Here is a 25305-nt window from a genome sequence, read left to right as displayed (position 1 = left end):
CACGGCGCCCCCGTATTATGCTCCACGTTCTTCCATATGCAGGCGCTCGACGTGGTATACTAAAGCAACCCGAACCAGCAGTTCCTGGAGGAGGAGCATTTGTGAGTCGGCGCCCCGATATTGTGTTGCTCGTGCTGGATACCCAGCGTTGCGATAGACTTTCGTGCTACGGCTATTCTCGACCAACCTCGCCCTGCCTCGATGAGCTTGCGGCTGAAGCGACCCTTTTCCGTCGCGTCTTTGCCACTGCGCAGTGGACGATCCCATCACACGCTTCGATGTTTACCGGTCTCTATCCATCGGAGCATGCGACCAACCAATCGTCGGCGGCGCTCCCCTCCGGCATTCCGACGCTGGCGGAACGCCTGCGTGAAGGCGGATATATGACGGCGGCGTTCTGCAACAACCCGCTGGTGGGCGTCGTCAACAACGGGTTGCGGCGCGGTTTTGAGAGTTTTCTGAATTACAGCGGTCTGCTGACCTCGCGCCCGAATCAGGCAGGCGCGCATCCGGGACTGATCAGTCGTTATCGTCAGTGGTTCAAGGGTCGTCTGGCGGCAACGCTCAATCGCATTCAGAACTCATTCGCGCGTTCTGAATTCATGCTGGAATTCGCGTTTACGCCATTGATGGTGCCAATCTGGCAGACGGCGCTCAGTTTCAAGGGGAATACGCCCAAATCGCTCAGCGATGCTGCGCGTTTGCTGATCGAACGGCGCGGCGTTGAGCCGAATCAGCCCATTTTTGCCTTCATCAACCTGATGGGCGTTCATACGCCGTACCATCCGGATCGGCGGATGCTCGAACGGTTCGCGCCGGACGTGATCCGTGACCGGGAAGCAGCGCGCTATGTGCGTCGCTTCAACGGCGATGTGTTCGGCTGGCTTGCGCCATTCTCCAGTATTGACGAACGGTATCACCACGTGCTCAGCGATGTGTACGACGCCGAGGTCGCCACGCAGGATGCGCATCTTGGCGTGTTCCTGCGCCGGATGCGCGAGAGCGGCGCGCTCGACCGCACCCTGCTGCTGGTATGCGCCGACCATGGTGATCACCTGGGCGAAAAAGGTCTCGTCGGGCACACGGTATCGGTCTACAACGAACTGATCCATGTGCCGCTGATGGTGCGCGATCCGGATGGTGACTTTCCACGAGGTGCGGTGGTCGATCATCCGGTGTCGTTGCGACGGGTTTTCCACACCCTGCTGAGCGCCGCCAGGCTCGCCAGCGGCGTCGAGCGTGATCGCTCGCTGGCACAATCGCCAGCTGCCGATCCCGATGGCGGCACGGTCTTCAGTGAGGCAGAACCGCTGCAAAACGTTCTGGGGATCATGCTGCGACGCCAGCCCGATCGTGCGCGTGCGCGCCGCTTCGATCAACCGCGCCGCGCGGTGATCAACGGTTCGCACAAACTGATCCAGACCGGGGAAGACCAGGTTGAGTTGTACGATCTCGATGCTGATCCCCGCGAAACAGTTGACCTGGCGGCAATGTTGCCGGAACGAGTCGAAGAACTTCAGGCGCGTCTCAGCGCCTTTGTGCGCCGCGCCGATGCAACAGCGCCGCTCATCCGACGCGCTGAGGGCGTGGATGATCCGACCGTGCAGCGGCGTTTGCGAGAACTGGGGTATCTTGAATAACCTATGTATCCTCCTGTTGATCCGGTCATTATTCAACTCGGTCCGCTGACGCTGCGCTGGTACGGCGTGCTGATCATGACAGGCGTGATGCTGGCAGCGTGGGTCGGTTCCCGCCATATTGAGCGACGTGGGTTCGACCGCGACTCGGTGTGGGACCTGTTGCTCTGGGTGTTGATTCCGGGGTTGATCGGTGCGCGCCTCTACTATGTGTTCATCCAGTCGCCGCGCGGACCGGAAGGGTTGGGGCGCTTTCTGAGCAATCCGGCGAGCATTCTCGCGGTATGGGAAGGGGGGTTGCACATCTTTGGCGGGTTCATCTTTGGCGCGCTTGGATTATGGGCGTTTGCACGTATGCGGAAGGCGCCGCTCCTGGTGTATGCCGACGCGATTGCGCTCGGTCTGCCGCTGGGACAGGCGATTGGTCGGTGGGCAAACTTCATCAACCAGGAACTCTACGGTCCGCCGACGACCCTGCCGTGGGGGTTGCGCATCGACGCCGAACATCGCATCGGTCCGTACCGCGATCTTGCAGCGTTCCCGGAAACGACCCGCTTCCACCCGCTTTTTCTGTACGAATCGCTCTGGAACCTGATCGGCTTTGCGGTGATCTTTTCCATCTGGCGTCGCTACGGCGGCCGCCTGCGCGATGGCGATGTACTGCTCATGTACCTGATCTGGTATCCGCTGGGGCGATTCTTCATTGAGTTCCTGCGTACCGATTCGTGGTTTTTCCCCGGAACGCCGTTCAACGTCGTGCATGTTCTTTCGTTCGCCGCTATCGTCGGTGCGGCTGCGCTGCTCTACCGAAGGCATGGTCAGAGGCAAGAGGCGTGAGGCAAGAGGTGAGAGGCGTGAAGCACGAGGCGAGAGGCGTGAGAGTTGCAGGTTAAATGTTGAACGTTGCCCGTGGGCGGGGGCACAGGATGTCCCCAACCCGTGAGGTCTTGCCCTATGACTCTGTGCTGCGCTGTCCCGTCGGCATCAGTTCTCAGTTCTCGGTTCCTGGTTCCTGGTTCCTGGTTCCTGGTTCCTGGTTCTCAGTTCTTGGTTCCTGGTTCCTGGTTCCTGGTTCTTGATCCTCACATACAATGACACATCCCCGACTACTCATCATCGGTCTCGATTGCGCCGAGCCGTCGCTGGTGTTTGATCGCTGGCGCGCCGATCTGCCTGCCCTCAACCGCCTGATGACAGAGGGAGTCTACGGTGAACTGGAGAGTTGTATTCCGGCGATCACCGTCCCTGCCTGGAGTTGCATGATGAGCGGGCGCGACCCGGGTGAACTTGGCGTCTATGGGTTTCGCAACCGCGTTGATCGCTCCTATGGTCGCATGGTTGTTGCCGATAGCCGTGCGATCCGGTTTCCGCGTTTGTGGGATATTCTCGGCGAGGCGGGATGGCGCGTGGCAGTGATCGGCGTGCCCGGCGCCTATCCGCCGTCCGCTGTGAATGGCGCGCTGGTTTCCTGCTTTCTTGCGCCTTCGACCGATGTGACCTATACCTTTCCGCCAGCGCTCGCAGAACGTCTTGCCGTCTGGGCAGCGAAAGCGACGCCAGGGCGCGCCTATCTGCTCGATGTGCCCGATTTCCGCTCCGATGACAAAGAGCGCATTGTGCGCGACATCTACGCCATGTGCGATCAACGTTTCGCGGTTGCCGCAGCATTGATCGAGGAAGATCATCCCGACTTTCTCATGCTGGTGGACATGGGGGTCGATCGCATCCACCACGCGCTCTGGAAGCATATGGACCCGCGGCATCCGTTGTTTGTGCCCGATTCGCCCTTTGCAGATGCGATTCATGCGTACTATCGCCACGTAGATGCACAGATCGCCGCTTTGCTGACGCACTGCGGACCTGAGACGGCAGTGCTGGTGGTGTCTGACCATGGTGCGCGTCCGCTGATGGGTGGGGTGCGGATCAATCAATGGTTGATCGCGCAGGGTGACCTGACGTTGCACACAATGCCGGACGTGCCAACCAACCTCGATCAGGTGGATGTTGACTGGTCGCGCACCCGCGCCTGGGGTGCGGGCGGCTACTACGGGCGTATCTTTCTCAATGTGCGCGGGCGTGAGCCGCAGGGCGTCATTCCGCCAGCAGAGTACGAACGTGTGCGCGCCGACCTTGCGGCGCGTCTGGAAGCGATGCCCGGTCCAGATGGTCATCCGCTCGGAAACAGGGTCTTTGTGCCACAGCGCCTCTATCGCGTCGTGCGAGGCGTTGCCCCTGACCTGATCGTCTACTTCGGCGATCTTGCCTGGCGGGCAGTGGGAACGGTTGGTGGCGATGGGATATTCACCCAGGAAAACGACACCGGTCCCGATGACGCCAATCACGCGCAGCATGGACTGTTCATCTGGCGCGACCCGCAGCGCCCCGGCGGCGGGCGGCGACTCGACAATGCGCAGATTTACGATATACTGCCTACCCTGTTGAGACGGTTCAACATGCCGGTCCCTGCGGGACTGCGCGGTACGATGCTGGAACTATGATGGAGGATGGTCCATGCCACTGATTCCGCCATATGGCGGTCGATTGATCAATCTGCTGGTTGCCAGCGAGGAACGACGCGCGCTGCTCGAAGAGGCGGCGCGACTCCCCTCGATCCAGATCTCACCACGGTCTTTGTGCGATCTTGAACTGCTGGCAACAGGCGGTTTTTCGCCGCTCGACCGTTTTATGGGGCGTGCTGATTATGAGCGCGTCCTGCACGACATGCGACTGGCGGGAGGGACGCTCTTCCCACTGCCGATCACGCTGCCGGTCTCTGGCAAGACGCTGGCGCGTTCTGGCGATCGTGTTGCGCTGCGCGATGCGCGAAACGAACTGATCGCTGTGATGGATGTCGAGGAAGCCTTCACCTGGAATGCCGAAGAGGAAGCGCGATTGACGCTCGGCACAACCGATCCGCGCCATCCGCTGGTTTCGGAAATGAGCACGTGGGGCGACACGTACATCTCAGGCGCGCTGCGCGTTGTCCGCCTGCCCCGCTACTACGATTTCGTCGAACTGCGGCGCACCCCTGCCGAGGTTCGTTCCATTCTCCACGAGATGGGCGCGGAGCGGGTGGTCGCTTTCCAGACGCGCAACCCGCTCCACCGTGTTCATGAGGAATTGACGAAGCGTGCCGCAGCAGAAGTTGGCGGTGCGTTGCTCATCCATCCGGTTGTGGGATTGACCCGTCCCGGTGACATCGACCATTACAGCCGGGTGCGCATCTATCGGGCGCTCGTGGAGCGGTACTACGATCCGCGCCGCACGCTGCTGAGCCTCCTGCCGCTGGCGATGCGCATGGCAGGTCCGCGTGAGGCGCTCTGGCACGCAATCATTCGGCGCAACTTCGGCGCAACCCATTTCATCGTCGGGCGCGACCATGCCGGTCCCGGTCTCGACAGCCGCGGCAAGCCGTTCTACGGACCATACGATGCCCAGGAACTGGTGGCGCGCTACGCAAATGAGATCGGCGTGACGATGGTTCCGTTCCGCGAGTATGTCTACCTCCCGGACACAGACCAGTACGTTGAAGAGACCGCCGTGCCGCAGGGAGCGCGCGTCTGGACGATTTCGGGGACGCAGGTGCGTGAAGAATATCTGGCGCGCGGCAAACGGCTGCCGGAATGGTTTACCCGCCCGGAAACGGCGGCAATCCTGGCGCAGAGTTACCCGCCGCGGCACCGCCAGGGGTTCTGTGTCTGGTTCACCGGTCTCAGCGGCGCCGGCAAATCGACAATCGCCGAGGCGCTGGTGGCGATGTTGCTGGAACGTGGACGCCAGAGCACACTGCTCGATGGTGATGTGGTGCGCACACATCTGTCGAAGGGGCTTGGCTTCAGCCGGGAGGATCGTGATACGAACATTTTGCGGATCGGATTCGTTGCCGGTGAAATCGCGCGACACGGCGGCGTCGCGATCTGCGCTGCAATCAGTCCCTACCGTGCTGCGCGGAACGAGTGCCGCAAAATGGTCGGTGAAGACCGCTTCTTCGAGGTGTTCGTCGATACGCCGATTGAAGAGTGCGAGCGACGTGACACCAAAGGCATGTACGCCCGCGCCCGTCGTGGCGAAATCACCGGGTTCACCGGCATCGACGATCCTTACGAGCCGCCGGTGGCGCCGGAAGTGCACCTGACGACCGTCGATACCACGCCCGAAGAATGCGCGCGGCGGATTATCGCCCTGCTGGAGGAACGCGGCTTTCTGACCCGACCGGATCAGGATGGCGTTTCGGGTGCAACCGGGTAACGTGTTCCAATCGGCAACCATCGACACCCCGCCTTCCTCGCCTGAGTTACAATACGTCCGCTACAACGTTTGAGCAAAGGAGAGGAAGGAGGGTTTCGATGAACAATCTGCCGTTTCGCAAGCCGGGACGCTTCTACCGGGGCAACCTGCACACCCATTCCAACCGTTCCGACGGCGAACTGCCGCCAGAGGAGGTGATCGCTGCCTATCGCGCGCAGGGGTACGACTTTCTGGCGCTGACCGACCATTTTCTTCCCCAGTACAACTTTCCGATCACCGATACCCGTGCGTTCCGCGATGCGCGTTTCACCACCCTGCCCGGCGCAGAACTGCACGCCCCGCAGACATCTGCCGGTCGATTGTGGCACATTATCGCGGTTGGTCTGCCACACGACTTTGCGCCGCCAACGCCCGATGAGACAGGACCGGCGCTCGCTGCGCGCGCCGCCGCAGCCGGAGCATTCGTCGGAATTGCGCATCCCGCCTGGTACACCCTGACCCTTGACGATGGGCTGTCTCTTGAGGCTGCGCATGCCGTCGAAGTATTCAATGCAACCTCCGTATGGGACAACGACCGGGGTGACGGATGGTATTTCTGCGATATGTTGCTGGCGCGGGGAAGGCGGTTACTGGCATACGCCGCCGATGATGCGCACTTCTCCATTCGTCCTGATACGTTTGTCGGTTGGGTGGAGGTTCGCGCCGAAGAACTGTCTCCTGAAGCGATCCTGGATGCATTGAAACAGGGCGCTTTCTACTCGACTCAGGGACCGCGGATTGAAGACATCGACATCGCAGAACGAAGCCTGGCAGTGCGCTGTTCACCGGCGTGCGCCGTCTTCGTCGTCGGTCCCGACGAGCGCGCGCAACGGCAGTTGGGTCAGGCGATCACCTCGTGCACTCTCTCCGTGCCCTGGATCGGAGAAGTGCCATACATCCGAGTCACAGTCGTCGATGACGCCGGGAGAAAAGCGTGGACCAACCCGATCTGGGTGGGTTGACAAAAATTAGGGGCGCCGTAGCAGGGGCGCAGCGGCGCTGCGCCCCTGCGCCCATAGAGGCTTATACGATGATCCCACTCATCGCCATCGTCGGTCCTACTGCGGTTGGCAAAACGGCGCTCAGCATCCGCCTGGCGCAGCAGTTCAACGGCGAGATTGTGTCGGTGGACTCGCGCCAGGTGTATCGGGGGATGGACATCGGCACCGCCAAGCCCACCCCCGCCGAGCGCGCCGCCGTGCCTCATCATCTGATCGACATCGTCGATCCGGATGAAGCATTCTCGCTGGCGGTCTACCAGGACCTTGCCACTGCCGCCATCGCCGACATCGCAGCGCGGGGACGGTTGCCATTCCTCGTCGGCGGAACCGGTCAGTACCTGGCAGCGGTTCTTCAGGGCTGGCAATTGCCGCGTGTGGCGCCCCGACCCGATATTCGCGCCGCGCTCGAGCGTCAGGCGGCAGAACTCGGCGCAGCAGCGTTGTACGCACGTCTGGCGGAGATCGATCCGGCTGCCGCCGCCAGCATTCCTCCCAACAACATTCGCCGCATTATCCGCGCGCTCGAAGTATACGAAGCCACCGGTAAACCAATTTCGGAGCAGCGTTCCGTTCAACCGCCGCCCTACCACACCGTAACGATCTGGCTCACCCTGCCCACGCCTGCCTTGTACGCCCGGATCGACGCGCGCGTGGAGGCAATGATCGCCGCCGGTTTGCTCGACGAGGTGCACCGACTGCTGGAACGTGGCTATCACTGGGACCTGCCCTCAATGTCGGGACTGGGGTACCGCGAATTTCGTCCATACTTCGAGGGGCGCATCACACTCGACGAAGCCATTGCCCGCCTCAAGTACGACACCCACGCTTTCGCCCGGCGTCAACCCGCCTGGTTCCGTCGATTGCCCAACGTGTTGACCCTCCCTGCCGATGCTTCCGATCTCCAGCAACAGGCAGCCACGATTGTCCGTCAATGGATCGATGCTTAACGTTCCACGTTCCAACGTTTCAACGTTTCAACGTTCCAACGTTCCACGTTCCACGTTCCAACGTTTATGGAGATTGAGAAATACATCCGGTATGCGCTCTTGCCGTGGGGCTGATGGAGATTGAAAATTAAATCCGCTATACTGCGCTAGCCGTGGGGCTGAAGCCCTCGGCTAACCAGGGCAAAGCCCGCCTGCGCGGGCTATACCGGATTATTTCTTCAAAGTCCATAAGCCCTCGGCTATGGAATGCAAAGCCCGCCTGTGCGGGCTATGGCGGATTATTTCCTCAAAGACCATCAACGTTCAACGTTCAACGCCAAACCTTCAACGTTCAACCCTCGGTTCGCTTGTTTTCATGCAAGGCTTCCTGATGCCATAAAACGGGAGCGTCCTCGCAGCCAGGTTGTTATTTGTCAAGTCGCAGATCGCATCAGGAAGCCATCCGTCAAAAAAATAAGCGAACGGTACGTTCAACATTCCAACCTTCAACCTTCAACCTTCAACCTTCCACGCCCCAACGTTCCCACGTTCCACGTTCAACGCCCCAACGTTCAACCTTCAACCTTTAACCTTCAACTCTCACCGCCCCTCCTCCCGCAACGTCCAGATCGCCCACGCTGAGAGCGCATACGCCACGAGCGATGCGGCGAGCACCGGGGTAAAGCCGTAGTGCACCTGAATGTGTCCGCTGATCCACGCCGCTGCCGACCAGCCGAGCGACCAGAGGACACTCATGAGACTGATTGCGATCCCGCGTTGTCGTAACGGGGTCAACTGCATCACCAGCGCATCATTCAACGGATAACTGGCTGCAACAAAAGCGCCGCGCAACATGTATCCCACAACCACCACCGGCAAAACTGGCGCGAACATCAGTGTCACGGCGAATACCGCCCCGAAGCGCAGGGAGCTGGCAGCCCGGCGCAACCCCAGACGGGCGGCTACTGGCGCACCCATCAGCGCGCCAAGCCCCATACCCAGCGCGCCCATCGCCAGCATCACACCGACGACCGCGTCGTTCAGTCCGAAGACAGTGCGAAAGAAGAGGTTCTGAAATGGCAGGAACAACCCACCGCCGATGCCGAGCAGGAGCGAGGGAAGTGCAAAGCGCACCAGGCGCATTGGCGGCATGTGTCGTTGGGGTGCTGCCACAAGAGGCGCCGGTGAGAACACCGGTTGCCTGGCGCGGAATCCGATCAGCACCGGCAGCGCTGAGAGACAACCCAGCACAACCACGATTGACAGCGCCATCCGGTAGGCGGCAGTATCATTCGTCGCCACTCCCAGGAAGAGTGCTGCCGTTCCGGGAAGCAACCCGCCCACACCGCTCCCGACCAGACCAATGATCAGTCCGGCTGACGCATTCATGCCAAACACCGCAGCCCGTTCCTCCTCGTCGGTGATCCCGGTGAGCAGCGGCACAACCGCCGTGAGCGTCAGCACATTTGCCGCACCAGCCAGGAAGACGAACAGGATCAGCGCCCAGAGTTGCGATACCATCAACACCAGCGCATACGCGATACCAAAACCGATAGCGCCCACCACCAGCAACGCTCGTGCACCAAACCGGTCGATCAGGATGCCGAGCGGCAGACCGAGCAGCGCCCCTGCGCCGCGATAGACGGTCGCCATCAATCCGGCGGTGTCGGCGCCATACCCCAGGCTTACCAGATAGAAGTTGAAGAGCAGATCGGCAATACTGCCAGCCAGCCCGAAGAGCAAACTGTGCGTCAGCACGCGCCACACCTGTGGCGAAATCCGCGCAATCGTCGCGCGCGCGCGGGCGGCAAACGAAAACACACATCCTCCTTCTAACCATACAAAACGCGCAATGTCTCTTCAGCGCAGCGATCCCATGTGAACTGCGCTGCGCGCCGATAACCGTGCTGCTGCAACTCCTCGCGCAACGCTTCATCACGAGCCAGACGAACCATTCCTGCCGCAATCGCTCCGGTGTCGTGCGGATCGACCAGCAGCGCCGCATCCCCGGCGACTTCGGGCAGCGACGAACTGTTCGAGGTCAGCACCGGTGCGCCGCACGCCATCGCTTCGAGCACTGGCATGCCAAACCCCTCGTACAGCGACGGAAAGACGAACGCCAGCGATGCGCGATAGAGCGCCGGCAGGTCTTCATCCGCCACATATCCGACAAACCGCACGCGATCCGCGATCCCCAGCGCAGCGGCGCGTTGTGCGATCCGTTCGCTCAACCAGCCGCGCTTGCCAGCAATCACCAGCACTGGCGTTCGCCCCTGGTCGGTCAGTTGTGCGCTTGCATCGGCGAACGCCTCAATGACCCGTTCCAGGTTCTTGCGCGGTTGCACTGTTCCGACATACAGAAAGTACGGTTCATTCCCGCCAGCGATCTTCCTGGCGCGTCCCAGATCGACAACTGGCTGGCGAAAGCGATCTGCTACACCGTGATGCACAACGGTCACTCTGGCGGGCGATACCTTTGCCAGACGCACAAGATCGTTGCGTGTCGCCTCCGAGACCGCGATGAGATGGCTGGCAGCGCGCGCGCTCCAGACCGTCGAGAGGCGCAGGTAGAGCCGTTGCGCGGTGGTATGCGCTTCGGGATACCGGAGATACCCCAGGTCGTGGATTGTCACCACGGTGCGCATCCGGCGAACCAGGGGTGCGCCGAGCGGCAGCACATGCGCCGGGATGAACAGCACATCGGGCGCGTGACGCAGCACCTCGACCGAGAGACGCACGTGCGTCCAGAGGCGCGGCAGCGGGATGCAACGCATACGCATATTCGCGCCGAGCGGCGGCAATGTCGTCGGCAGGCGCTGACAGTACAACGTGTAGGTATTGGTCGTGTCAAGCCGCGCAATCGCCGCCAGCACTTCGCAGGTGTACTGCTCCGTACCGGTGCGCGCCGTTGTTGCTATGCGGCTGATATCGATGCCTGTATGCATTGAGTTGCTCGATGTGATTGCGTGCAGGGCGCCTGCGCCTCCCTGAAACGCACGCGCCCCTGTGCTATAATACAACCAGTGCCGCTTCCACACCCGGTTCTATCGCATCCCTCGTCCCAGTTCAGGAGGATACGTTTAATCATGTGGTTATTCGACACCCTGCGCGGACAGAAAGCCGAGTTGCTCATCCCGCGCGACCGCCCGCTCACGCTCTATGTCTGCGGCGTCACTCCCTACGATACCACGCACGTTGGTCACGCCCATACGTTTCTGATCTTCGATGTGCTCATCCGCTATATTCGTCACTGCGGCGGTACGGTTCGCTACTGTCAGAATACCACCGACGTCGATGATCCATTGTTCGAGCGCGCCGCACGTGATGGCATCCCGTGGGACGAACTGGCGCGTCGTGAAACGGAACAGTTCGTCAAAGACTGTCGCGCGCTCAATCTGATCCCTCCCGATTTCTTTCCAAAGGCTTCGGAAGAGATTGCCGCGATGATCCCGATCATCGAACGGTTGATCGAATTGGGGCATGCCTACGTGCGAAATGGCAATGTCTATTACGACGTCTCAACCGAACCGACCTATGGCGCAATGGCGCGGGTGAGCGGGTATGAGGAACTGCTCGCGCTGGCGAACGAACGCGGCAACAATCCGAACGACCCGCTCAAAGACGATCCGCTCGATTTCGTGCTCTGGCAGCGCAGTCGTCCCGGCGAACCGACCTGGCCCAGCCCGTGGGGAAGGGGACGCCCCGGATGGCATATCGAATGCACGGCAATGGCAACCCGCTACCTCGGTCCGCAACTCGATATCCATGGCGGCGGGCGTGATCTGATCTTCCCGCACCATCCTTCCGAAATTGTGCAGACCGAACCGTATACCGGCAAACGCCCCTTTGTTCACTTCTGGGTTCACGGAGGGCTGGCATGGCTTGATGGTCAGAAGATGAGCAAGTCGCTCGGAAATCTGGTGTTTATCAAGGATGCGCTCAGGCAGCACAGCGCCGATGCGCTCCGCTGGTACCTGCTTTCGTTCCCCTACCGCGACGATTTTGAGTATGTGCGCTCCGACGTACCGCAGGCGGAACAGAAGGTTGGACAACTCAAAGCGGCGCTGGCAGCGCAGGGCGATCCCAGAGGCGAGCGGCTGAACCCCGAACCGTTCCGCCAGGCATACTTCGCCGCGCTCGATGATGATCTCGATACGCCGAAGGCGCTGGCGCAGATCAGCGTTCTGAGCGGCGCCATCCTTGAAGCGGCTTCATCAGGATATGATGTGAGTGATGCCCAATCCGCGCTCCGTGATATGGCGAACGTTTTCGGTTTCTGGGCGGCGGCGTGACCGGAGGTGGCGGCGTGTCCAACCCATATGCGCCCGACAACGATGACCTGGAGGCATTGCTACGCATTGGTGTGATCAAACCTGAGCGCACCGCTGGCATTCCTGCCTGGAAAGCGCAGCCCGGCTCGCGTCATCAAAAGACATTGTTCTCAACCCGCCGTTTTATCTCGGTCACGGATTGCGTGATGTCGTCGTCGTCGATCCCTATGCTCAGTGCGTCACCCACTACACGCTCACCGGCGTCCAGACGCTGGTGACGCCTGCGGCGCTTATGCTGAACTGCGGGTGTCGCTGTGACATTCCGTAGCACACACGGCGTCGCCGGGAATGCAGCGACGCCGTGTGTACGTGATAGAGAAAAGACTACTTGATCTCGACGGTGGCCCCAGCCTCGACCAGTTTCGCCTTTGCGGCTTCCGCCTCTTCCTTGCTCACCCCTTCCTTCACCGGCTTGGGCGCGCCTTCGACCAGGTCCTTCGCCTCTTTCAGACCCAGGTTCGTCAGTTCGCGCACTGCCTTAATGACCTGGATCTTATTCGGACCGATCGCTGACAGAATAACGTCGAACTCGGTCTTCTCCTCGACGGCGGGCGCTGCCGCAGCCGCACCGTCACCACCGGCGGGCGCCGCCGCAGCCGCTGGCATCACCATTCCGCCCATCGGCATCACCGGAGCGGCCGCAGTGACGCCCCAGCGCGACTCCAGTTCCTTCTTCAACTCGACCAGTTCAAGGACGTTCAGCGCCTCGATACTGGCAATGACTGCTTCGACCTTTGCGCTTGCCATAGGTAGTAGTACTCCTTATCTGCTTGTAAACCTGGTATTCAGACTCATCTTCCTCTCACTGCGTGGCGCAGGAGAGAATGGACTACGACGCGGACGGCTGCAACTGATCGATCCGCGCCTGAAGCGCATACAGAATGCTCTTCGACGTTGCATCGAGCAGATTGACAATATCATTGACCGGCGCGGCGATAATGCCTGCCAGACCGGTGACCGGTGCAGCAAGCCCGCCGAGCACCTGTGCGCGCACCTCTTCTTTGGTCGGCAGACTGGCGACGGTGTCGAGCACATTCTCGTTGAGAAGCATCGTACCGACCAATCCACCGCGCACAATGATCTTCTTGGGACCGCGGTTGAACTCATTGATCGCTTTGACGAACTTTGGCACATCGTCATATGCGAACGCCAGCGCCGTTGGTCCCGCCAGCAACGGCTCGATCGCCTCATGACCCGTTTCGCGCGCCGCGATCAGCGTCAACGTATTCTTTGCGACGACAAATTCGGCGCCGCTCTCGCGCAACTTCTTGCGCAGTTCGGTCATATCCGCAACCGAAAGCCCGCGATAATCGGCCACAACGGTCACCTGCATCCGTTTGAGACGCTGCTTCAGATCGGCAACGGTTTCTATTTTGCGCTGAGTTGGCATGGTTCACCCCCTTTCTGGAAGATAAAAACGCGGGTTGCCGCGCACAGACGCAGCAACCCGCGAACTTACAGTCGCATCGACCTGGGAAGCTGCCTCGGCGGGCGGCACGCAGCCATTAAGCAAACGCACCCGCTGTCTGCGGCGCTTAGCATATATATCTGTTACGCCGGAACCCGGCGTTCCAATGCGCGATAGCGCCTCCCTCTCAGAAAACGCTAGACAGAACCGACCTCAGGCTGCTGGACTCATCGCCTGCGCTGCTGAAGGATCGACCCGGATGCCCGGACTCATCGTGCTGGTGAAGGTGACACTCTTGATATACGTCCCCTTGGCAGCAGACGGACGGGCAGCCTTCACCGCTTCCATCAGCGCAGCGATATTCTCGTAGATCTGCTGCTCATTGAAACTCAACTTACCCACTGCCACGTGCAGCAGACCGGTCTTATCATTGCGAAACTCGACACGTCCACCCCGCACCTCGCGGATCGTGCGCGGAAGATCATCTGGCTGCACGACCGTCCCACTCTTCGGGTTTGGCATCAACCCGCGTGGACCGAGTTTACGTCCCAGGCGCCCCACCTTCCCCATCATGTCGGGAGTGGCGATCGCGATATCGAAATCGAAGAAGTTCTCCTTATCGATTCGGGCGATCAGATCATCAGCGCCGACGAAATCCGCGCCAGCTTCACGCGCGGCCTGAGCCGCCTCACCCTGAGCGAACACCAGCACGCGAACCGTCTTACCGGTGCCATGCGGCAACGAAACCGTCGAACGGATCGTCTGATCGGCGTGGCGCGGATCGATGCCGAGCCGCAGATGAACCTCGACCGTTGGGTCGAACGTTGTAAACGACGTTTCCTTCAGCAGTTTGATCGCTTCTTCCGGCGTATAGAGGCGCTGCCGGTCAATCTTTTTGAGCGCCTCGAGATACTTTTTACCATGTCGGCGTGGCATACAACAGAACTCCTTGTGGTGCTATCGGGGGGAACCCCTCCCACATCGGCGTATTAATCGACGATTTTGATCCCCATGCTGCGCGCAGTACCAGCGATGATTTTTTCGGCGGCTTCGATGTCGAACGCATTCAAATCCGCCATTTTTTGCTCGGCAACCTGGCGCAACTGCTTCTTCGTGATCGTTCCGGCAATCTTGCGATTGGGCGTGCCGGAACCTTTTTCAATACCGGCGACCTTGCGCAGCAGATCGGCGGCTGGCGGCGTTTTCAGCGTGATGGTGAACGAGCGATCCGAATAGACCGTCACCTCGACCGGAACGACGCTTCCTGCCTGTGACGCGGTCTTTTCGTTATACTCCTTCACAAACGCCATGATATTGATGCCGTAACCACCCAATGCAGGACCGACCGGCGGCGCCGGCGTCGCTTTTCCGGCGGGCAGTTGCAGCTTAACAACCCCGGTAACCTTTTTGGCCACAGAGCGCTCCTTCGTAGACGTACAACTACTCGACCAGGCGCGTCACCTGGAGGAAGTCCAGTTCCACCGGCGCCTCGCGACCGAAGAACGAGACCAGCACACGCACCCGGCCACGCTCGTGGTCGATGGCATCCACGACTCCCTCGAAGTCGGTGAACGGACCGTCCGTAATCTTGACCGCCTGACCGACCTGATAACTCACCTTCACTTTGGGCGCTTCCTGCTCCATCTGGCGCAGGATAGCCTTGACTTCGCTCTCCTCGAGCGGCGTCGGCTTATTCCCATGCCCGACGAAACTGGTCACGCCAGGGGTGTTGCGAACGACATACCATGAGTTGTCGTTCATTTTCATCTGCACCAGCACATATCCGGGGAAGACTTTTTTCTGGACGGTGCGGCGCTGACCATTTTTGATTTCAATCTCTTCTTCAGTTGGCACGATCACATTGAAAATCTGATCGCGCATCTCCATCGTTTCGATGCGATGGAGCAAATTCTGTTTTACTTTGTTCTCGTAGCCGGAGTAGGTGTGAATGACGTACCATCGGCGGTCATCATCACGTATCTCCGACTCGGTCGACGTTTCCTGGTTTTTCTTCTCTTCTGTCACGGCTTTCCTCGCCTACGACGACGTTATAGATTTGCAACCGCATTCTGCAGCAGGAGCAGCAGCCATGAGAAGAGAGCGTCTGCTGCAAACAGGATAGCACTCATAATCGCCGACAGCAGAATAACGACGACTGTCAGGCGTATCGTCTCTTCGCGCGTGGGCCAGACGACTTTGCGCATCTCTGCGCGCGACTCGCGCAGCGGTTGCACAATACCCTGTTGAAATGCGCGCACAAGCGCATTCTGCGACTCTTTTTCTTTGTCTTTAACGACCGTCATTGATGATACTTTCTATCGGCGAGACATAAATCAGGCGCCTATCCGGGCCCGGAAAAGGTCAGGCCGCAGCAGACGCCTGGATTGATGGACACGTCGTTAATCGACAATCGCCGAGACGACGCCTGCGCCGACGGTGCGTCCGCCCTCGCGGATGGCAAAGCGCAACCCTTCTTCAATCGCCACCGGCACGATCAACTCCACCGTCATCTCAATGTTGTCGCCCGGCATCACCATCTCCACCCCTTCCGGCAGATGGATCGCCCCGGTCACGTCCGTCGTGCGGATGTAGAACTGCGGCCGATACCCGGAGAAGAACGGCGTATGCCGTCCGCCCTCCTCCTTCTTCAGCACGTACACGTTCGCCTTGAACGTCGCGTGCGGCTTGATCGACCCCGGCGCCGCCAGCACCTGCCCGCGCTCCACCTCGGTGCGCTCAATCCCGCGCAGCAGCACTCCCACGTTGTCCCCGGCGATCCCTTCGTCGAGCGTCTTCTGGAACATCTCCACCCCGGTCACCACCGTCCGGCGCGGCGCCTCGTGGGTCATCCCGATAATCTCGACCGTATCCCCCATCTTGACCTTGCCGCGCTCGATGCGCCCGGTGACCACCGTGCCGCGTCCTTTGATGCCGAACACGTCTTCGATCGGCATCAGGAACGGCTTATCGATTTCGCGCACCGGCGTCGGAATGTACTCATCGACCGCGTTCATCAGGTCGAGGATGCACTTATACTCCGGCGCGTTGATGTCGGTCGACGCGCTGGAGAGCGCCGCGAGCGCGCTGCCGCGCACAATCGGCACCTCATCGCCGGGGAAGCCGTGATTGCTGAGCAGTTCGCGCAGTTCGAGTTCGACGAGTTCGAGCAGTTCCTCGTCGTCCATCATATCGACCTTGTTGAGGAACACGACCATCGCCGGGACCTGCACCTGACGCGCAAGCAGGACGTGCTCGCGGGTCTGCGGCATCGGACCGTCGGGGGCCGAGACGACCAGGATGGCGCCGTCCATCTGCGCGGCGCCGGTGATCATATTCTTGATATAGTCGGCGTGGCCCGGGCAGTCGACGTGGGCGTAGTGGCGCCTGGCGGTCTGATACTCGACGTGGCGAATGGCGATGGTGATGCCGCGCGCGCGCTCTTCGGGCGCATTGTCGATCTGGTCGTAAGAGACGAACTGCGCCGCGCCCTGGAGGGCGAGGACCTTGGTAATCGCTGCGGTCAGCGTGGTTTTGCCGTGGTCGACGTGGCCGATGGTGCCGACGTTGACGTGCGGCTTGGTGCGCTCAAACTTCTGCTTTGCCATTGCTGTTTGCTGCTCCTTGCACTGTCAGGCGCGGCACTGACCGCCGCTTTCCTGCTGGAGCCCATGACGGGACTCGAACCCGTGACCTCGTCTTTACCAAAGACGTGCTCTACCTGCTGAGCTACATGGGCGTATGAACACAAGAATGAGAATGTAGAATTGAGGACCGGTCTGGTGCTGTCTCAACTCTACATTCTCAGTCGAACTGGTGGGCCGGGCTGGATTCGAACCAGCGAAGGCGTTAAGCCAGCAGATTTACAGTCTGCCCCGGTTGGCCACTTCGGTACCGACCCGATACGACGACGCGCCACATACCGTAGCGGATATGCATTATACGACAGCCCTGGGCGTGTGTCAAACCGGTTTCAGGAGGTATGTGTTCACATTGCTCCCTGGAGCGAGGGCATCTTGCCCTCGTAGACGTGAGTTGACGATGCGTGTACAATATATTCAGGTCGCGGGTGCGCACTATCGAGCGCTGCCCGTGTTCGAGCGCAGTGTTGCGCGGGTCTCGGCAAAACCAGATGTGTCTGCGCTGACGTCCCACTTTGCCGATCATCGTCAGTACAGACAGGAGAAGCATGCCGGGAGTCACCATCGCTCTTCCGATACACCCGTGCCTGATGACCGCATCGAATCCGCTCATCGCAATCGTATGGCGCAAACGTTGCTGCCGCTGAAACTTGTTCCTCCGCCGTTGCGTGAGGGCGTGTTGCTTCGCCCCGATCTCCAGGCATTGCTGGCCGAGGTGCGTCTGCATCCCCTGACCGTTGTGACGGCGCCGGCCGGGTATGGGAAGACCACCCTGCTGGCGCAATGGGCGCAGGAGTTGGGGCGTACCGGTGCACCGGTCTCCTGGTTGACGCTCGATGTCGGCGACCGTGATCCGGCGTTGTTTCTGGCGTATCTCATTCGCGCCTTTCAAATGGCATTCCCCGCGTTGGGGCGCGATGCAAGCCGGGTGCTGTCGAGCGCTGCGAGTCTCGAACGCGATTGGCCCCTGGTCGCCGGGGCGCTGTGCAGCGATCTGCAACGTCAGGTGCTGTCGGCAGCCTTTCTCTTTCTGGACGATCTGCATCAGGTGATCGATTCGGCGGTCATCGGGCAGATTCTGGGCTATCTGTTGCGCGCTGCACCACCGACGTTGCACGTTGTAGTCGCCTCGCGGCGCGAAGTGCATATCCCACCATTATCGCGTTTGCGCACGGAAGGTCGTCTTGTCGAGGTGCGTCAGGCTGATCTGCACCTGACGCCGGAACAGGCGCGGCAGTTGCTCACCATTCAAGGCGTGGCGCTCTCTGATGAGGAACTGACAACACTCCTCGCGCGCACCGAGGGGTGGGCGTTGAGCCTGCAACTGGCTGCCCGCGCGCTTGCTGAACTCCCCGCCGAACGGCGCAGCGCCTTCGTCGAGGCATTGGGCGGCGGGAGTGAGCAGCTGCTCTCCTATCTGGCAGACGAGGTGCTCGCCGATCTGCCTTCCGATGTTCTGGAATTTCTCCGCCTCGCCGCCCTTCCGCCACACTTCGACGCCGATCTGTTGACGGCGGTTCTGTTGCGGGACGATGTTCCCTACCTGTTGCGCCGTGTCCGCACCCTTGGTTTGCCGCTCACTCCGCTCGATGATCAGGGAGAACGACTGCGCTTTCATCCGCTGTGGCGTGAACTGTTGTTGCGCGGCATCGATGAGTTCGTCGACGATGAGACGCTGGCGGCGTTTCACCGTCGTTTCGGTCGTCAATTCGAGATGCGGGGCGAACTCGAAGAAGCGCTCGAGCATTATGCGCACGCGGGCAGTGTTGATAATCTCGAACGGGCGTTGCTCGAACGGGCGTGGCCCCTCCTCAACTCGCCGCGGCGCGATACAGTGCGACGCTGGATTGAACAGATCCCGGTTGAGCGCCGTGACGCCAATCCCGAACTTTTGTACATGTGGGGATACAGCCAGATCGTTTCCGATCCGTCGCGGGCGGCGCAGATTATCGAGCATGCCGCCGAATTGTTCCGGCGTTCAGGCGCGCATGCGCGCGAATTGCGCGCCTACTCCGATCTCGCAACGCTGCTCTTCTGGCAGGCGCGTCCCGCCGATTTCGCCGCTGTCTGTGTGCGTGCTATTCGCGCGGCCAACCTGGCGCGCGATGCCTGGTCGCGGGGCGCTGCGCTGACCTGTGTCGCCGCCATGCTGGCGATCCGCGGTCGCCTCTCCGCTGCGCTGCGCGTTGCCCGTCACGCGGCTGCGCATCCGCTGAATCCAGCCTGGCACTGGTTGCTTGCGATGATCGTCACGTCGATCCATAACCAGCTCGGTCGCCCGGATGATGCGCTGGCAGTCGTCGATGAAGCCCTGCAGTCGAGCCAGATCGACAGCAATGACCGCATGCGACAGAATTTGTTGCGTCAACGTGCGATGGCGCTGTACCAGATCGGACAGCCTGCTGAGGCAATCACCCTGGCGCTCGATGTTCATCGCTATCTGCTCGATTATTATCGCGACGGTACGGCTGGCGTCAGCGCCGCGCAACTTGCGCTGCTCCTTTCGTTGCAGGGGCGCTTCGATGAGTCGGCGTTCTACATTGCCCAGGCGCGCGCCGCCTTCCACGACCTTGGTGCACTTGCGCCGCTTGCGTCATTGCAGGTTATCGAACTGTACAACATGCGGGGGCGCGGGCAGGCGGCGCGCGCGGCGGCGGCGGCCAGCGCATTCGTGCGCCGTCTCGATGAGGTGGAAGGCGTTGCGCCCGATCTGCGCCTGCGCCTGTTACTGGCGATTGTGCTCGGTGAAGCGGGTGAGCATCGCCAGGCGCTCGACCTGTTGCAGACGACGGTGCAGCAGATGCAGCACCGTGGCTATCGTCTGTTTCTGGCGTCCGCCTGTCTCTACGGGGCAGCGCTCGCCGGCGTGTGCGGTGAGGGAGCGTTGCGTGATGCATGGCTGCGCACCGGTTGGACGATTGCCGCCGATGATCGGAGTCGTTTCCTGCCAATGATGCCCGTTTCTGCGTTGAAAGATGTGGCGATCGCTGCATTGCGCACCGGGATCGCGCCCGATGCGGTTGGTCGCATTTTGCCGCACCATGTCGGGGATGAAGCGGTCGAACTATTGCAGGACGCGCTGAACGATCCAGACCCATCGGTGCGGGCCCATGTGGTGCGACTGCTGGGAGAGGTTGGCGCAGCTGCCGCCTATCCGGCGCTGCGTTTGCTGTTGAAGGACCGCAACCCTGCCGTGCGTCAGGCTGCCGAGGAGTCGCTCAATCGTCTGGTCTATCGTCCGCCGTATCCGTTGCGCATTCGGATGCTCGGCGCCTTTACCGTCTGGCGCGGCGATCACGAGATCCGTGATCGCGAGTGGCGCAGCAGTAAAGCCCGTCAATTGCTTCAACTGTTGCTCACCGAACGCGGACGCGCCCTTCCACGCGAACGGGTGGTCGAGGCGCTCTGGCCCGATATGGAGATCGAGGCGGCAACCAATAATTTGCGGGTCACGATCAATCGGTTGAGTAAGGCGCTCGAACCGGACCGCCCTGAAGGAGCGCCGTCCGCCTACCTGATCCAGCAGGGTGAGACGTATGCGTTCAATACCGCCAGCGACCATCACATTGATGTGGTTGAGTTCACCGATGCGGTTGCCGAGGGGCAGCGCGCCGATCAGCGCGGTCAACGCACCGCAGTGATCGCCGCCTACCGACGCGCCGTTCAGTTGTATGGCGGTCCGTACCTGCCCGACAATATGTACGAAGACTGGACGGTCGTCGAACGTGAACGCCTGGCGTTAATGTTCGTCGAGAGTGCACTCCGCCTGGGAACGCTGCTCCTCGAAGAAGGCGCTGTGCACGAAGCAATCGGTCTGGGATGGCGAGTAGTCGAGATTGATCAGACCCAGGAAGAGGCGTACCGTTTGTTGATGCGCGCCCATGCCGCGCTTGGCGAACGAAGCACAGCGTTGCGCCTGTATGCGCGCTGCGTTGACGTATTGCAGAATGAACTGGGGATCGCTCCGCTGCCCGAGACGACTGCGCTGTACCACGCACTGCGCGATTTGCGCTGAGCCACGCTGAAACAGGCTTCCGCAGACGCCCGTTCGTCTGCGGAAGTCATCCATCGGAGATAGAACTTACGCTCGATCATGGAAACGGCGGCGGCAGGTCGTCCAGCGCAGTGTTGCGCTCTTTTGATTGCGCGCATCGGTAGCGAATAAAGGTCAGCGCCTCTTGCAGGGTGCGAAACATCTGTTCATCGCCACTCGCCACATGCTGAACCCGCCCATGCCATTGTTCGGGATCCCATGATTCGTCTTCCAGAACCAGACGGAGCAGAAATGCCTCTGTACGTCGCTGACTCATCCCTGTATCCTCCTCGGCGCATCGCCCTCGGTGCGACGGTGTAGAGCGTCGGTTTGATAAGAAGAGTCTAGCGAAGTTTCATTACCGTTTTATTACCGTTGCGCAATGCCGGTCACCACATTCATCAGATAGGTGACGCTGATGGCATCGCCGGGTCGTGGGTCGGGGTAGGCGTCCTCCACGCCGATCCGCGCGCGACGCAGTTGATTGGGCGTGTCCGTGTGGCTGAAAATGATGTCGTAGAAGCGGGTTCCGTGGATGTCGATAAGGTTGACCTGGTGCAGAACGGCATCTTTCTTGCCGGACATGATCATGGTCCGTTGTCCTTTCCGCTATTCGGGCCAGCTGCCGACCCCCTCACGCTCCACATGATAGCCGCAATCGAGGAGATGTTGCACGACCTGTTGCCCGTGCTGCTCGTCGCGCACTTCGAGCACCAGTTCAATGCCGACGCGGTCGAGTGGCGCCAGCCAGACGGCGCGACGATGAAAAATGTCGATAACATTTGCGCCCGACTCGGCGACGCGCGTCAGCAGCGGCGCCAGATTGCCGGGGCGATCTTCGAGGGTCGATTTGAGGAGCAGGTACCGTCCCTGACGCACGGCTACCTGTTCGAGCACGCGCGTCAGCAGGTTGCTGTCGATATTGCCGCCGCACAACGGCACGCAGACCGTTTCGCCGGGGCGCGGCGTCACCTGCCCGCTGAGCAGTGCCGCCAGACCGGCAGCGCCAGCGCCTTCGACCACCAGATGGTCGTACTGTACGGCATGCGCGATTGCACGCGCAATGGCGTCATCATCGACCGTGACCACATCATCGACCAGCTGGCGAATGATGGACAACGTGAGTTCACCGGGGCGCTTGACAGCAATGCCATCGGCGATGGTGTGTGCGTGGGCAACGGCGACGGGATGACCGGCGGCGAGTGATCGTGGCACCGGTGCGCAGCCTGCCGCCTGAACGCCAACGATCCGTGCGCGCGGCAACAGCGCCTTGACTGCCAGCGCAATGCCGCTGATCAACCCCCCGCCGCCAATCGGCACAATCACCAGACCGAGATCGGGCAGCGATTCGGCAATTTCCAGCCCCAGCGTCCCCTGACCGGTAATCACGTCTTCGTGATCGAACGCTGGCACGTAGACCATGCCACGTTCCGCTTCCAGGCGGCGCGCATACTGCTGCGCATCATCGAACGTCGCGCCGTGCAGAATGACGTCTGCGCCGAGACGCTGAGTTGCCATAATCTTCGTTAATGGTGCGCGTTCGGGCATGACAATCGTCGCGGGTAACCCTGTCAGGCGTGCCGCCAGCGCGACGCCCTGCGCGTGGTTTCCTGCGGATGGCGCAATGACCCCGCGTTTGCGCGCCTCCGGGGGCAGGCGGCGTATCATGGTGTACGCGCCGCGGATCTTGAACGAGCCGCTCCGTTGGGTGCATTCGGCTTTGATCCAGACAGATGCGTTGAGTTCCTGCGAGAGGCGTTCGTCCGGGAGAAGCGGTGTGTCGATGATAATGCCGCGCAACAGCGCGCGGGCAGTGCGAATGTCGTCGATGGTGATCGGCATGGTTGCGTACCTCGCGTTCGTCGTTGAACGGCGGTCGTCGTCCGGCTATTCTGCGTTCTTTTCCAGTTGCTCGCGCATATCGGCGGCGCGGGCTGCAAGGACCTGAAAGCGTAGCGCAAGGTGTTTGTCGCCCAGATCGCGCACCGCCGCCATCAGGAATCCCGCAACGTCCTGATCGCGCTTCAACGCCAGCCGATCACCGGCGAGGTGATGCTCGGCGATTCGGCGTTCCAGATACTCCAGGATCTGTTCAACGGTCACCACAGGTTCCCCCCTTCTGCTTGCGCCGCATTGTAGCACAATCAGGCGTCGCCAGTGTACTCGCGTTGCAAAATAGCGTTCAACGTTGCGTACAGCGGGCTGGCGCGCAACTGAATATCGGTCGCTTTGCCGTGGTACACCAGATCGGCAAGTTCACGCCCCTGACGCGCCAGGCTGGTACGTCCCTGAACGCTATCCCGAAACGCCGTATGACGGAGCAGCAGTGACGCCTCATTCCGCGGATGCAACCGACCGGCATACAGGTGGTGGGGCGCACGCACCGGAAGGTTGAGCGCATCGCACCGCTCCAGCAACGCCCGATCACGTTCATTACGGTAGGTCAGGTCGGGGAGGGCGCGACCGCGGTAGAGATCGCGATAGTACGCCGGCGGGTAGCGACCGATGCGCGCCAGCATATCGTTGATCCGCCCGCGATGCCGTTCGTCCGGGATCAGGAGATAATCCCAGACGACAAAATCGGCCCCAGCTTCGACAACGGCGCCGAGCGTTGCATTGATGATCAGGTCCGTATCGTTAACATACGGCAGGATGGGCATCATTGCCACGCCGACCGGAATACCGGCGCGTTTAAGGGTGGCAATCGCGTCCAGGCGCAGCGCCGGTGCAGGGGCATGGTCTTCGAGTTTCTCCGCGAGATGCGGGTCAATCGTGAGCAGGGTGAACATCACGATTGCCAGGCTGGCAGCATGGATGCGCTCCAGCAGCGTCAGATCCTCGATGACCATCGGGCTTTTGGTGAGGATCAGGAGCGGTTGACCACGCTCTGCGAAGACACGCAGCGTCTGGCGCGTCAGACGGTAGGTGAGTTCGGCGGGTTGATAAGGATCACTCAGGGCAGTGATTCCAACCAGATCGCCACGGCTCACACCCTCGAGTTCTTGCCGGACCCGTTCCGGCAGGTCGATGGGGACGCGCACCATCTCGTTCAGCGGACGTTGCTGAACCGCCCAACTGTCGCAGTACGGACAACCGAATTCGCACCCGGTGTAGATCGCCATGGTGTACGACGACAAAAAATACTCGTTGATGATCGGGCGTCGTGGACCGATGGCGGCGCCGGAAAGATAATCCTCGATGTAGTACGCCATATGACGTCTGCTATTCGGCGAGCGCTGCGATCAACTCATCGTGGATGCGACCGTTTGACGCCACCAATCGGTCGTTCCACGGGTTCCAGGGTTGACCGCGCCAGTCAGACAGGCGACCGCCTGCTTCGAGCACGAGCAACGCGCCGGCGGCGGTATCCCACGGTTTCAGACGCAATTCCCAGTGCGCATCGAGCCGACCCGACGCCACATACGCCAGGTCGAGCGCGGCAGAACCGGCGCGGCGCACTCCCTGCGTGCGCGCCTGAATCCGGGTAAACTGGCGGGTGTTGTTGTCTGTTGTCGTTGCGAAATCGTAGGGAAAACCGGTCGATACCAGCGAAGCGGCGAGAGCAGGCGTATCCGAAACACGCAACCGCTGATCGTTGCGCCATGCCCCTGCGCCGCGTTCCGCCGAGAACAGTTCGTCGCGCAGCGGATCGAATACGACGCCCAGGCGCAGTTCGCCGTCTTCCATCAGCGCGATCGACACCGCAAAGAATGGAAAGCCATGAGCGTAATTGTTTGTACCATCCAGCGGATCGATCAGCCACAGGAAGGGTGACGTGCGTTCAATGCCGCCGCCTTCTTCAGCAAGAATGGCGTGGTCGGGAAACGCATGTCGAATGGCAGAGACGATCAATGCCTCACTTTCCCGATCCACTTCGGTCACGACTTCATATGCGCTTTTCAACTCCAGCGAGCGGCGCCGCTCAAGCCCTGCCATGAGCAGCGCGCCAGCGCGACGGGCGGTTTCGATAGCAAAAGAAAGCATAGGCTTTGTCGAGTAGAATATCAGCATTGCGCGAATGGAACTGTCGTCCTGGAAGCAGCG

General features: G+C 60.8%; 24 protein-coding genes, 2 tRNA genes and 1 other annotated feature. Of the genes, 9 read left to right on the top strand and 17 right to left on the bottom strand.

Going from position 1 to position 25305, the window contains the following annotated elements:
* Positions 1-101 precede the first annotated feature (101 nt).
* From ROSERS_RS17180 to miaA, 6 genes are all read left to right on the top strand, one after another.
* On the top strand, positions 102-1640 hold the full coding sequence (locus tag ROSERS_RS17180; RefSeq protein WP_041333978.1) for a sulfatase family protein: 1539 nt from the start codon (positions 102-104) through the stop codon (positions 1638-1640).
* 3 nt (positions 1641-1643) lie between these two features.
* Complete coding sequence (gene lgt, locus ROSERS_RS17175) at positions 1644-2474, top strand: prolipoprotein diacylglyceryl transferase (protein WP_011958043.1); 831 nt, start codon at positions 1644-1646, stop codon at positions 2472-2474.
* 254 nt (positions 2475-2728) lie between these two features.
* On the top strand, positions 2729-4135 hold the full coding sequence (locus tag ROSERS_RS17170) for an alkaline phosphatase family protein (RefSeq protein ID WP_011958041.1): 1407 nt from the start codon (positions 2729-2731) through the stop codon (positions 4133-4135).
* A gap of 13 nt (positions 4136-4148) precedes the next feature.
* On the top strand, positions 4149-5885 hold the full coding sequence (locus tag ROSERS_RS17165; protein WP_011958040.1) for a bifunctional sulfate adenylyltransferase/adenylylsulfate kinase: 1737 nt from the start codon (positions 4149-4151) through the stop codon (positions 5883-5885).
* Positions 5886-5983: 98 nt separating this feature from the next.
* On the top strand, positions 5984-6886 hold the full coding sequence (locus ROSERS_RS17160; protein WP_011958039.1) for a CehA/McbA family metallohydrolase: 903 nt from the start codon (positions 5984-5986) through the stop codon (positions 6884-6886).
* A gap of 68 nt (positions 6887-6954) precedes the next feature.
* On the top strand, positions 6955-7872 hold the full coding sequence (gene miaA / locus ROSERS_RS17155) for a tRNA (adenosine(37)-N6)-dimethylallyltransferase MiaA (RefSeq protein ID WP_011958038.1): 918 nt from the start codon (positions 6955-6957) through the stop codon (positions 7870-7872).
* A gap of 579 nt (positions 7873-8451) precedes the next feature.
* Here miaA and ROSERS_RS17150 read toward each other — a convergent pair.
* Together ROSERS_RS17150 and ROSERS_RS17145 are read right to left on the bottom strand one after the other, a co-directional pair.
* Positions 8452-9672 (bottom strand): MFS transporter, encoded by a 1221-nt coding sequence (locus tag ROSERS_RS17150; protein WP_011958037.1) that lies wholly within the window; start codon positions 9670-9672, stop codon positions 8452-8454.
* Positions 9673-9683: 11 nt separating this feature from the next.
* Positions 9684-10796, bottom strand: a complete 1113-nt coding sequence (locus ROSERS_RS17145; RefSeq protein ID WP_011958036.1) for a glycosyltransferase family 4 protein — start codon at positions 10794-10796, stop codon at positions 9684-9686.
* A gap of 141 nt (positions 10797-10937) precedes the next feature.
* Between ROSERS_RS17145 and cysS the strand changes: the two genes are divergently transcribed.
* Entirely contained in the window at positions 10938-12143 is a 1206-nt protein-coding gene (cysS, locus tag ROSERS_RS17140; protein WP_011958035.1) for a cysteine--tRNA ligase, read from the top strand.
* A gap of 14 nt (positions 12144-12157) precedes the next feature.
* Positions 12158-12400 carry a hypothetical protein gene (locus ROSERS_RS26495; protein WP_198136315.1) on the top strand — a complete coding sequence of 81 codons (243 nt, stop codon included), beginning with the start codon at positions 12158-12160 and terminating at the stop codon, positions 12398-12400.
* A 106-nt stretch (positions 12401-12506) separates the two neighbouring features.
* Here the strand turns inward: ROSERS_RS26495 and rplL are convergent, their stop codons facing one another.
* The 9 genes from rplL to ROSERS_RS17095 all read right to left on the bottom strand — a co-directional run bounded on the left by rplL (position 12507) and on the right by ROSERS_RS17095 (position 17488).
* On the bottom strand, positions 12507-12929 hold the full coding sequence (gene rplL, locus ROSERS_RS17135; RefSeq protein ID WP_011958033.1) for a 50S ribosomal protein L7/L12: 423 nt from the start codon (positions 12927-12929) through the stop codon (positions 12507-12509).
* A gap of 82 nt (positions 12930-13011) precedes the next feature.
* A complete protein-coding gene (rplJ, locus tag ROSERS_RS17130) occupies positions 13012-13572 on the bottom strand; it encodes a 50S ribosomal protein L10 (protein WP_011958032.1) in 561 nt (186 codons plus the stop codon).
* 13 nt (positions 13573-13585) lie between these two features.
* Positions 13586-13732 (bottom strand) — a sequence feature (ribosomal protein L10 leader region).
* Positions 13733-13803: 71 nt separating this feature from the next.
* Entirely contained in the window at positions 13804-14526 is a 723-nt protein-coding gene (gene rplA, locus ROSERS_RS17125; RefSeq protein ID WP_011958031.1) for a 50S ribosomal protein L1, read from the bottom strand.
* Between the two features lie 53 nt (positions 14527-14579).
* Positions 14580-15005: a 50S ribosomal protein L11 gene (gene rplK, locus ROSERS_RS17120; RefSeq protein ID WP_011958030.1), complete on the bottom strand. Its 426-nt coding sequence runs from the start codon at positions 15003-15005 to the stop codon at positions 14580-14582.
* A 25-nt stretch (positions 15006-15030) separates the two neighbouring features.
* Positions 15031-15615 (bottom strand): transcription termination/antitermination protein NusG, encoded by a 585-nt coding sequence (gene nusG / locus ROSERS_RS17115; RefSeq protein WP_011958029.1) that lies wholly within the window; start codon positions 15613-15615, stop codon positions 15031-15033.
* A gap of 23 nt (positions 15616-15638) precedes the next feature.
* Entirely contained in the window at positions 15639-15893 is a 255-nt protein-coding gene (secE, locus tag ROSERS_RS17110) for a preprotein translocase subunit SecE (RefSeq protein WP_011958028.1), read from the bottom strand.
* Positions 15894-15989: 96 nt separating this feature from the next.
* Positions 15990-17195 carry an elongation factor Tu gene (tuf, locus tag ROSERS_RS17105; protein WP_011958027.1) on the bottom strand — a complete coding sequence of 402 codons (1206 nt, stop codon included), beginning with the start codon at positions 17193-17195 and terminating at the stop codon, positions 15990-15992.
* Between the two features lie 55 nt (positions 17196-17250).
* A tRNA-Thr gene (locus tag ROSERS_RS17100) sits at positions 17251-17326 on the bottom strand.
* Between the two features lie 75 nt (positions 17327-17401).
* Positions 17402-17488, bottom strand: a tRNA-Tyr gene (locus ROSERS_RS17095).
* Positions 17489-17628: 140 nt separating this feature from the next.
* Here ROSERS_RS17095 and ROSERS_RS17090 point away from each other — a divergent pair.
* Positions 17629-21243: a BTAD domain-containing putative transcriptional regulator gene (locus ROSERS_RS17090; RefSeq protein ID WP_011958026.1), complete on the top strand. Its 3615-nt coding sequence runs from the start codon at positions 17629-17631 to the stop codon at positions 21241-21243.
* A 76-nt stretch (positions 21244-21319) separates the two neighbouring features.
* On the opposite strand, the gene ROSERS_RS17085 is transcribed toward ROSERS_RS17090, so the two are convergent.
* The 6 genes from ROSERS_RS17085 to ROSERS_RS17060 form a co-directional block, all read right to left on the bottom strand.
* Complete coding sequence (locus ROSERS_RS17085; RefSeq protein ID WP_011958025.1) at positions 21320-21538, bottom strand: hypothetical protein; 219 nt, start codon at positions 21536-21538, stop codon at positions 21320-21322.
* A 92-nt stretch (positions 21539-21630) separates the two neighbouring features.
* On the bottom strand, positions 21631-21846 hold the full coding sequence (locus ROSERS_RS17080; RefSeq protein ID WP_232282648.1) for a hypothetical protein: 216 nt from the start codon (positions 21844-21846) through the stop codon (positions 21631-21633).
* A 24-nt stretch (positions 21847-21870) separates the two neighbouring features.
* Positions 21871-23103, bottom strand: coding sequence for a threonine ammonia-lyase (ilvA, locus tag ROSERS_RS17075; RefSeq protein ID WP_011958023.1), 1233 nt, complete (start codon positions 23101-23103; stop codon positions 21871-21873).
* Between the two features lie 45 nt (positions 23104-23148).
* A complete protein-coding gene (locus ROSERS_RS17070) occupies positions 23149-23367 on the bottom strand; it encodes a hypothetical protein (protein WP_011958022.1) in 219 nt (72 codons plus the stop codon).
* Positions 23368-23405: 38 nt separating this feature from the next.
* A complete protein-coding gene (locus tag ROSERS_RS17065) occupies positions 23406-24473 on the bottom strand; it encodes an SPL family radical SAM protein (RefSeq protein ID WP_011958021.1) in 1068 nt (355 codons plus the stop codon).
* Between the two features lie 10 nt (positions 24474-24483).
* The gene (locus tag ROSERS_RS17060) at positions 24484-25245 is read right to left on the bottom strand and encodes an inositol monophosphatase family protein (protein WP_041335639.1); all 762 of its coding nucleotides are present in this window, start codon (positions 25243-25245) and stop codon (positions 24484-24486) included.
* Positions 25246-25305: the final 60 nt, after the last annotated feature.

Origin of the sequence: Roseiflexus sp. RS-1 (genome assembly GCF_000016665.1) — a bacterium.
Taxonomy (GTDB): Bacteria; Chloroflexota; Chloroflexia; order Chloroflexales; family Roseiflexaceae; genus Roseiflexus.
Note: the sequence above shows the minus strand (reverse complement) of the source record. Positions and strands in the feature narration are given on the sequence as shown.